The following is an 8,647-nucleotide window of genomic DNA, read 5'->3' as shown; positions in this document are numbered from 1 at the left end:
TTCCATTGCGGTCCGAAACGCGCGGGCGACGCGGACGGCCCCGGGGAAATGCATATCGTGCTGGTCGATAACGGTCGCACCCGGATGCTGGGCGACGAGTTCCGCGAGATGCTGCGCTGCATCCGCTGCGGGGCCTGCATGAATCACTGTGTGGTCTATCGCCAGATCGGCGGACATGCCTATGGCGGCACCTATCCCGGCCCGATGGGGACGGTTCTGACGCCGGTTCTGGACGGGCTGGCGGCCTCGCGCGATCTGCCGAACGCCTGCACGATGAACCGCCGCTGCGCCGAGGTCTGCCCGGTCGGCATCCCGCTGCCGACGCTGATCCGGGCCTGGCGCAGCCGAAGCTGGCGCGAACGGCTGGAGCCCGTCACGATCCGCCGGGGCATCGGCCTCTGGGCCTGGGTGGCCCGGCGCCCGGCGCTTTACCGGCTGGCCAGCGGGATGGGGGTGCGGGCGCTGCGGCTGATGGGCCGCGGCGGCTGGATTTCCAGCCTGCCGCTGGCCGGGGGCTGGACGGCGCATCGCGACATGCCGAAACCGCCGGGCCGCACCTTCATGCAGCAATATCGCGCGCAGCAGAAAGACCGCACATGACCGCCCGCGAAACGATCCTGTCAGCCATCCGCAGGGTCAGCCCCGGCGGGGACGGCGATTCCATCGCTGCCGAGGCCCTGGCCCTGCTGGCCGATCCCGACAGTATCCGCCCCGCGCCGGCCGGTGCCACGCTGCACGACGCCTTCGCGGCCAAGGCCTCGGTACTTGGCACCACGGTCGAACGCATCCCCGATCTGGCCTCGGTACCGCAGGCTGTGCGGCGCTATCTGGACAGCCATGGCCTGCAATCGCTGTCACTGCAACCCGCGCCCGACCTGACCGCGCTGGACTGGACCGGCATTGCCATCCACGAGGGCGTTGTCCCGGATGAGCCCGCAGCCCTTGGCCTCGCGCTGTTCGGCGTTGCCGAAAGCGGCTCGGTCGTGATCCATTCAGGCCCCGACGCGCCGATCCTGCTGTCCTTTCTGCCACTTCACCACATCGTCGTGCTGCGCGAAAGTACGCTGCTGCCCTATCTGGAGGATTACGCCGCGAAACTGGCCGCAACCGACACCCCGCGCAACGCCATCCTGATCACCGGCCCCAGCGGCACCACCGATATCGAGGGCAGCTATGTCCGCGGCGCCCACGGGCCGGGCTTCCTGCATGTCGTCATGGTCCGGGACGCCGGGGGCGGTCAGAATGACATGCCATAGCCCAGATAGATGCGCCGCCCCTCGTCCGCCACGCGGATTGCGTCGGCGGTCAGCGGGTTCTCGCGGACCGAGCTTGCGGTGATATTGTCCTGCTGGCGATCAAGCAGGTTGGTGATGCCGAACGTTACCGCGCCACGGCCCAGAGGGTACGAGCCCGACATGTTCACGGTAATCATCTCGTCCAGTTCGGGTTGCCCGGCCTTGTCGCGCCCCGCCGCATAGGCGATTTCGCCGCTGAGGCTGGCATCGTTCCGGAACAGCCAGGCCGCCGTCAGCGTCGCGGTGAATGGCGTCGGGATGCGGTTGTTCGGCAACCAGCTTTCGCGAGAGCCGTCGCCATCGGCGTCATAATTTCCCTCTTGCCAGCCAAGAACGGCCCCCAGTTGCAGCGCGTCGGTGGCCGCAAGGCTGATCGCCGCTTCGCCACCCCAGACGCGTTCCTTCTGCTGCGTGACCCTGTTCGTGGCACTGTCGAAAACCGTCCCCTCGTCCGAGGTGGACAGAAATGCCGAGGCCGAGGCCGCAATCCGGTCGCCGGACCAGCGCAGGCCCAGTTCGGCGGTGTTCACGATCTGCGAATCCGGGCGCAGCGAGGCGAAGGATACTGTCTGCCCCGGCGCGGCAGGGTTCGGGGGCATGGCGCGGCGGGTGAAGCCGCCGACATCGGGCACCGAAAAGCCCTGACTGACACTGGCGAACAGATCCAGTTTCGGCGTGACATGCCAGGTCGCGCCGATATTGCCAACCACCGCGTCATAGTCGAAATCGCCTCCGCGCACCGCCACGGCGGGCAGCGGATACAACCCGGACGGGGTCAGTTGCATGGCGTCGGGGCGGGTGAAATCATCCACATCCAGCCAGAATTTCTCGGCCCGCAGCCCGGCGCCAAGATCGACCTGCCCGACCGGCACATCCAGTTGCGCGAATCCGGCCAGGCTTTTCTGCTTCATCGGTGCGATCAGGTCGCGGCCCGACAGATCCTGCTGGCTGACATCGTCATGGCTGGCATCAATGCCCCAGGTCAGTTGCGCGCCCGCCCGCAAGCCGTCCAACGGCGTGCGGACGGTAAAACGCGCGCCGAAAGTTCTGGTCGAAAGCTCGCTTTGGGCGTCGGGATGCTGCGTTGGATCGCTCAGGCTGACCGGATAATACAGCGGATTGGCGATGCCTGCCGGCACAAAAGCCGCGCGGCGGGTGGTGTTGCTGGCGTAAAGCTGCAATTCGGTCTCGCCGATGGACAGGTCGGAATTGCGCCATGTCACATTGGCAAAGCGCCCGATATCCTTCACGTCCCGACCGGTATAATCCGCGTCGCCGACGCTGACCGGGTCGGTCGCGTAATCGGTAAAGCGGTCGATCTCCTGACTGAAATGATAGCCGCCGATCCGGGCCGTAATTTCGTTGCTGCCTGCGCGCCAGTCCAGCACCACCGCCCCCGCGTAATTTTCGGAATTATCCGCATTGCCCTGTCCGACCACCGGGTCTGACGGAATCCGCTTGCCGTCGCCGTCGTAAAGATCGTTCATCGACCGGCGTGACAATTCCAGCCGCAGGCCCAGATCGTTCAGGCGGCGTTCATGGCTGAAGGACAGGTCCGAGCCGATGCTGTCGCCCTCGGTTCCGCTGCTGATGCCGAAGGACAGGTTTGTTTGCTGCCCCTCGCCGGGGGTTTTCGTCACGATATTGATCATGCCGCCGGTCGCGCCATTGCCAAAACGCGCGGTCGAGCCCTTGACGATCTCGATCCGTTCGATGCTGGCCGGGTCGATCATTGACAATTCGCGTGTAAATCCCCGCAGTTCCGAAGTGCGGGGCGCGCCGTCGATCAGGATCTGGACCGACCGGCCCCGCAGCGTCTGGCTGGCGCCGCCGATGGTGCCGTTCGAGGGCGCGAGGCCCGGCACCATCTGGCCAAGGATGCGGTCCAGCGGTTCCCCGGTTTCCAGGCGCGCGGCGATGTCCCCGGCCTCGACCACCTGCGTCGCGCCGGGATAATCGCCCATGGCGGTGCCCGTGCGGCTGGCTTCAAGAACGACCGTGTCCAGAACAAGCGTATCGGCATCCTGGGCAAGGGCGGTGCCGGTCATCAGCACCGCAAGGGTCAGGCCGGTCATGGGCGCATGGTATGTCACGCGGAATACTCCTTTGGAAAGCTGGTTAAAACGGGCTTTTGCCGGACCGAGGCAGGCAGGCGCGTGATGGCGATCCAGCCGGTCAGAACGGAAAGCAGCGCGGCCAGTGCAAAGACCGGCCCATAGCCAAGCGCGGACGCCATCGCCCCCGCGATCATGCTGCCCAGCATGTACATCAGCAGGTTGATGCCGGTGAGCAGGGTGAAATCCGTCCCGGCCTGTGTCAGCGATGAAAAGCGCATGAAGGCGGTGAACAGGCCGACCATCTCGACATAGCGCAGGAAGGTGTCGATGCCCGACAGCGCGACCAGCGGCGCCGTTCCGATCCCCATCGTGGCGGCGAAGAAGAAGGCGGCGAAGGTCAGCGTGCGTCCGGCGATCAGCAGCACGAAAAAGGGCGCCAGCCCGATCCGGCCGATAATTGCGGCGGCACTTGCCGCGCCGAACAGGCCGACCAGCGCAGCCGACCCGCCCGAGATCAGCCCGACCTGCGCCAGTGAGAATCCCTGATCCACAAGAAAGGGCTGCTCCAGCGCCTTGACCAGCCCCTCGGGCATGCGAAAGAAAAAGGCGAAGGCCAGCATTCCGCCCGCCATCGGTTGCGACAGGAAATGCCCGAATGTGGCGCGACCGTAATCGGCGGGCAGGGCGCGGCGGCCTCTGGCCTCGGGCATCCGCAGAAACGGCAGGGCGAAGGCCGCCGACAGCGCGGCAATCGCCAGCAGAGTCGTGCGCCATCCCAGCCAATCGACCAGCAGCAGCGTGCCCGACCCTCCGATCAGCACGCCAAAGGCCACCGCGCCCGCCTGAAGCGCGTTGCCGAAAGCCTGCTGCGCCGGGGGCAGATGTTCGACCGCCCAGCCATCCGCGGCGATGTCCTGCGTGGCCGAGCCGAGCGACATGGTCATCAGGATCGGAAAGAACCGCACCGCGTCCGTGACCGGATCGAGTTTCGACAGGATGACGATGCAGCCAAGGGTGATCACCTGACATGTCAGCACCACACCCTTGCGCCCGATCCGGGGATGACGCGCCAGCCGGTCGATGACAGGCGCCCATGCCGCCTTCAGTACCCAGGGCGCCAGCAAGGCCCCCAACGCGCCGATGACCGCCAGATCGACACCGCGCGCGCGCAGGATCGGGGGCAGCGCCGCTGCCACCAGATACAGCGGTACCGATTGCGCCAGATACAGCCCCGACAGGGCGACAGAAGTAGAAAGTGGTGGCCGCGTCACATGCCCGATCCCGGTTGGTCATTCGGGCTGGCAGGTCAGGCTGGCCGATTTCCCGAGTTTATTAGTAGGATAATCGGCGATTTGCAAGCGGCATGGGCGATCCGGCCATTGCTGTTGCGATTTTGTCATCCCCTCGCGTGCCTTCCTTACCTTCACGGCCCGGCCAATCGACCATCGGGGAATCGGCCCGTTCCGCAAGGGCAGGGAAGGGCAATTGCCCGGTCAGGTCATTCAGCATCACCGCGCTGCGCCATGCCGCCAGACTGATCTGCGGATCGGCGATCCCGTGGCTGTGCCGACCGTGGTTCATCGCGTAAAGCGGGGTCTGGCGCGGGCCATCCCAGATCACCCGGAAATGCGCGTCAAGCGCCAGCCCGCCATCAGATTGCCGATGCAGCCGCGCGGCCAGCGGCTCCAGACAATCCGGCACGGCCGGGCGATAGCCGGTCGCCAGCACGACCAGATCGGCCTCGCACCGTTCGGGCCGGTCGGTGCCTGCGACCTGGGCTTCGATCACCTGTCCCCGCGCCGTCCTGCGGATTGCGTGAACCTCGCGTCCGGGCCGCAGCACGGTGTCGCCTCGCCCCTCGCGGCGGCGCTGATACAGGGCATCGTGGATGGCGTCGGCGGTGGCAGGGGTGATGCCGTCGCTGGCATATTTCTGTCCGGCCAGCACTGCCTCGCGCGCCGAGGGTGACTGACCGCGCCATGCCATGACATAGCCGGGTGTGAAGAACTGGTCGATAAAGGCCCCCTCTTGCAGCGTCCAGAATCCGGGACGGCGGCTGATCCAGATGATCTGCGCCGGTCCGTCGCTTCGGCTCAGAAGATCCAGAACGATTTCGGCCCCGGACTGTCCTCCGCCGATTACCGCGATCCTCCGCCCGGCCAGCCGCAACGGTCGTTCAAGCCAGCGCGAGGCGTGCAGGCAATCGGGGCCGGGTGCGGCAAACCCGGGGATGTCGGGCTGCATGCCCACGCCGACCGACACCGCCCGGCTGCGCCAGCGCTGCCCCGACGCGCCCTGGATGACAAACTCCTGTCCGTCATGGTCCACTGTTTCGACCGGATCGCCGAATCCCGTGCTGTCCAGCCCATGCGCGACCCATCCCATGTAATCGGCGAACTCGGCCCGGCTGGCGCATGCGTTGCGGCCCGCCATGAAGTCGAAAAAGCGGCCGTGTGTCACTAGATAGTTCAGAAAGCTCCAGCGGCTGGTCGGCAGAACGGGCGTTACCAGATCCTTGAGAAAAGATGTCTGCATGGTCGCTCCGGGGATCATCAGCCCCGGATGCCAGGCAAACCGCGCGCGCCGTTCCATGAACCGGCAGCGCAGCCCCGGCACGGTGTCGGCCAATGCCGCAAGCGACAGGTTGAACGGGCCGATGCCCACGCCGAAAAGATCAAAACTGGTCATGTGAACCTCTGGCAGATCAACAGGATGACAAGGGAAAGCGCCGCGCCCAGCAAGAAGGGCGCGGCGGGGGACAGCGGCAGGACCAGCGCGCCCGCGCCCGCGCCGCTGCCAAGTCCGGCCAGCAGGGCCGAGCCTTGCCAGGCCGCGCTGTGGCGCGCGCTTTCGGGCCGCGCGGTGATGATGCGCGCAAGGTGGCGCGCGATCAGCAGGCCCGATGCCCCCGCCGCCAGCGCCGTTGCAACGATCAGGGCAAGCGGGGCGACAAGGAAAGCGGGCAGGGCCAGCGCCGCGGCCAGCAGCGCGGCGGCGGGCCGCATCGCGACGCCTGCCGCAGTCAGCCGCGCATGCACCAGCAGCAGCGCCAGATAGCCTGAGGCCAGGCACAGCCCGGCCATGGTCGCGGCCTCGTCGGGCGGGCGGGTCAATGCAAGCCGTGGCCCAAGCCCCAGTTGCCCCGCACCAATCGCTGCCTGCACCAGAAACGGCACCAGCAACGCGGCAGGGCGCGGCGCGTGGCAGCGGGGGCTGGCAAGAACCGCGATTCCGTCAGGGTGATGCCCGTCCGGACGGGCCAGACGGCGCAGGCTCAGCCCCGCGCCAATCAGCGCGGGCAGGACGGGCAGGGCGATCGACAGCCGCGACAGCGGCCCGATCAGCGCCGCACCGGTCGCGCGCCCAAGCCCCGGCCCGATCTGTACCCGCGCCAATGCCGCAACCGGACGCCCCGATCCGGCGCTGGCCCCCTGTGCGACGGCCAGAATGACCGCCGCCGCCGTGCCCTGCACCCCCCGGATTGCCAGCAGGACACCAAAGGTCATCCCGTTTGGCGGAGGCCACAGAAGCAGCAGGACCAGCGCCAGCGATGCAGCGCATTGCAGCAACAGCGCCCCGCGCAGCCTTCGCTGCGTCATCGCCTGCGCCAGCAGTGGTGCCGCCACTGCCGACAGGACCAGCCCCGCGCCGATGGCCAGCCCGATCCGGTCCGCGCCAAGGCCAAGATGCGGCGCAAGCACCGGCAGCATGCCGATCAGCGCGGTCTGCTGAAAGCCATAGCCGGTCAGGGCAGGAGAGATTGCATGCTGAAGTTGATCAGGGGTCACGGTATTCGCCGGGAAATTCTTGGTTGCATAATAATTGACTATTATAGTAAGGATTCGTCAACCGAAAGATCGAACCGGCTGGTGACACGGTATGAGCGAAGACCTGCGCGACATTCCCGCGCTTGATGCGTTCCTGAATGCGGCCCTGCGCGAAAACGTCCTGACCGGGGCGCGTATCGGCGAAAACGGACTGGCGATTCCGACGGGCCGGGGGACGCTGCTGGTTCCGCTGGCTGGTCAGGCCCGCTTTCGCCTTCGGTTCAGTCCCGGTCTGCGCCTTGCGGGGCGGCCTTGCCCGGTGGCCGAAGGGCTGGCGCTGCTGGCGCATCCCTTTGGTCAGGTTTTCGCGGCGCGGGTAGGGGACAGCGCGATGGCGATCCGGCGCGCGCCTTGGCGGGCGGCGGATGATGACCCCGCGCTGTGGAATTTTCAGCAGGCCGAGGCCGCGATGAGATATGGCCACCCCTGCCACCCGAACCCCCGCAGCCGGGACGAGATGAACGCGCAGGATGCCCGCCGTTACGCCCCGGAATTTGGCACCGGCTTTGCGCTGACATGGCTGGCCGTGCCGCGCGAAGCCGTCGCGGCTCCGGCAGGCGCTCTGGTCCGGCTGGCGCGGCTGGCACGGGCGGATGAGGCCCCTGAACCGGCTGATTCCCGGCATATCCGCCTGCCGGTCCATCCGTGGCAGGCCGTTGCGCAGGCTGATCGCATCGCAGCGGCTGGCGCGCGGATCCTGGGCGAGGGGCAGGGTGAATGGCGCGCGACGGCCTCGATGCGGACGCTGCATGGCTGGCATGCCGATGTCATGCTGAAGATGTCGCTGTCGCTGCGGCTGACCAACTCGACCCGCGTGCTGCACCCGCGCGAGATGCGGCGCGGGGCCGATCTGGCGGCGCTGCTGGATGGTCCGGTGGGGCAGGATCTGCGCGCAAGCTTTCCGCAGATGCATATCCTGCGCGAGGCTCATCACGCTGCGCTGCGCAATGGTGCGGGGCTGATCCCCGAAACGCTGGTCTCGCTGCGCGACAACCCGTTCCGCGATCCGCGCCGGTCTGGCCCGGTCATGCTGGGCAGCCTGTGCGAGCCGGTCCCCGGCGGCGGCAGCGCGCTGGTCCGCCTGATCGGCGCGGGCGATGCGCGGGGCTGGTTCCGCCGGTTCCTGCGCATTGCCATCCTGCCCCTGCTGGAGCTGCGGGCGACCCATGGCCTGCTGTTCGGCGCGCATCAGCAGAACATGATGATCGGGCTTGATGCCGACCGCGCGCCCGTCTCGGTCTGGTTGCGCGATTGTCAGGGAACCGGCCATCTGGCGGATTTCCACGACAGGCTGGCGCAGCATTGCCCGGATCTGGGCCGGGACGCGGGCAATGTCGTGACTGCGGAACTGGGCGATGCGCTGCTGACCTATTACGTCGTGGTCAACGGGGTTCTGCATCTGCTGTCCACGATGGCGCTGGACGGGCTGGCGCATGAGGATGACCTGCTGCGCGACTGGCGCGACTTT

At 67.3% G+C, this 8,647-nt stretch carries 7 protein-coding genes; 3 read left to right on the top strand and 4 right to left on the bottom strand.

Annotated features, from left to right (window positions below):
• Both ACK5L9_RS15825 and ACK5L9_RS15820 read left to right on the top strand, forming a co-directional pair.
• A partial coding sequence (locus ACK5L9_RS15825; RefSeq protein WP_416912433.1) for a 4Fe-4S dicluster domain-containing protein occupies nucleotides 1–600 on the top strand: 600 nt, incomplete at its 5' end.
• Entirely contained in the window at nucleotides 597–1,256 is a 660-nt protein-coding gene (locus tag ACK5L9_RS15820) for a LutC/YkgG family protein (RefSeq protein ID WP_416912432.1), read from the top strand. The genes ACK5L9_RS15825 and ACK5L9_RS15820, both read left to right, overlap by 4 nt.
• On the opposite strand, the gene ACK5L9_RS15815 is transcribed toward ACK5L9_RS15820, so the two are convergent.
• The 4 genes from ACK5L9_RS15815 to ACK5L9_RS15800 all read right to left on the bottom strand — a co-directional run bounded on the left by ACK5L9_RS15815 (nucleotide 1,238) and on the right by ACK5L9_RS15800 (nucleotide 7,140).
• Entirely contained in the window at nucleotides 1,238–3,388 is a 2,151-nt protein-coding gene (locus ACK5L9_RS15815; RefSeq protein ID WP_416912431.1) for a TonB-dependent receptor, read from the bottom strand. The genes ACK5L9_RS15820 and ACK5L9_RS15815 overlap by 19 nt on opposite strands.
• Nucleotides 3,385–4,623, bottom strand: a complete 1,239-nt coding sequence (locus ACK5L9_RS15810) for an MFS transporter (RefSeq protein WP_416912430.1) — start codon at nucleotides 4,621–4,623, stop codon at nucleotides 3,385–3,387. Before ACK5L9_RS15810 ends, ACK5L9_RS15815 begins: the two co-directional genes overlap by 4 nt.
• A gap of 61 nt (nucleotides 4,624–4,684) precedes the next feature.
• A complete protein-coding gene (locus ACK5L9_RS15805) occupies nucleotides 4,685–6,040 on the bottom strand; it encodes a lysine N(6)-hydroxylase/L-ornithine N(5)-oxygenase family protein (protein WP_416912429.1) in 1,356 nt (451 codons plus the stop codon).
• On the bottom strand, nucleotides 6,037–7,140 hold the full coding sequence (locus ACK5L9_RS15800; protein WP_416912428.1) for a hypothetical protein: 1,104 nt from the start codon (nucleotides 7,138–7,140) through the stop codon (nucleotides 6,037–6,039). The genes ACK5L9_RS15805 and ACK5L9_RS15800 overlap by 4 nt, the downstream gene beginning before the upstream one ends.
• Nucleotides 7,141–7,231: 91 nt before the next feature.
• Between ACK5L9_RS15800 and ACK5L9_RS15795 the strand changes: the two genes are divergently transcribed.
• Nucleotides 7,232–8,647, top strand: a 1,416-nt coding sequence (locus ACK5L9_RS15795) for an IucA/IucC family protein (protein WP_416912427.1), incomplete at its 3' end; no start/stop codon positions are given.

It is taken from the genome of Paracoccus sp. (in: a-proteobacteria), assembly GCF_047973135.1.
Taxonomy (GTDB): domain Bacteria; phylum Pseudomonadota; class Alphaproteobacteria; order Rhodobacterales; family Rhodobacteraceae; genus Paracoccus.
This window is presented reverse-complemented; position numbering and strand designations above follow the sequence as displayed.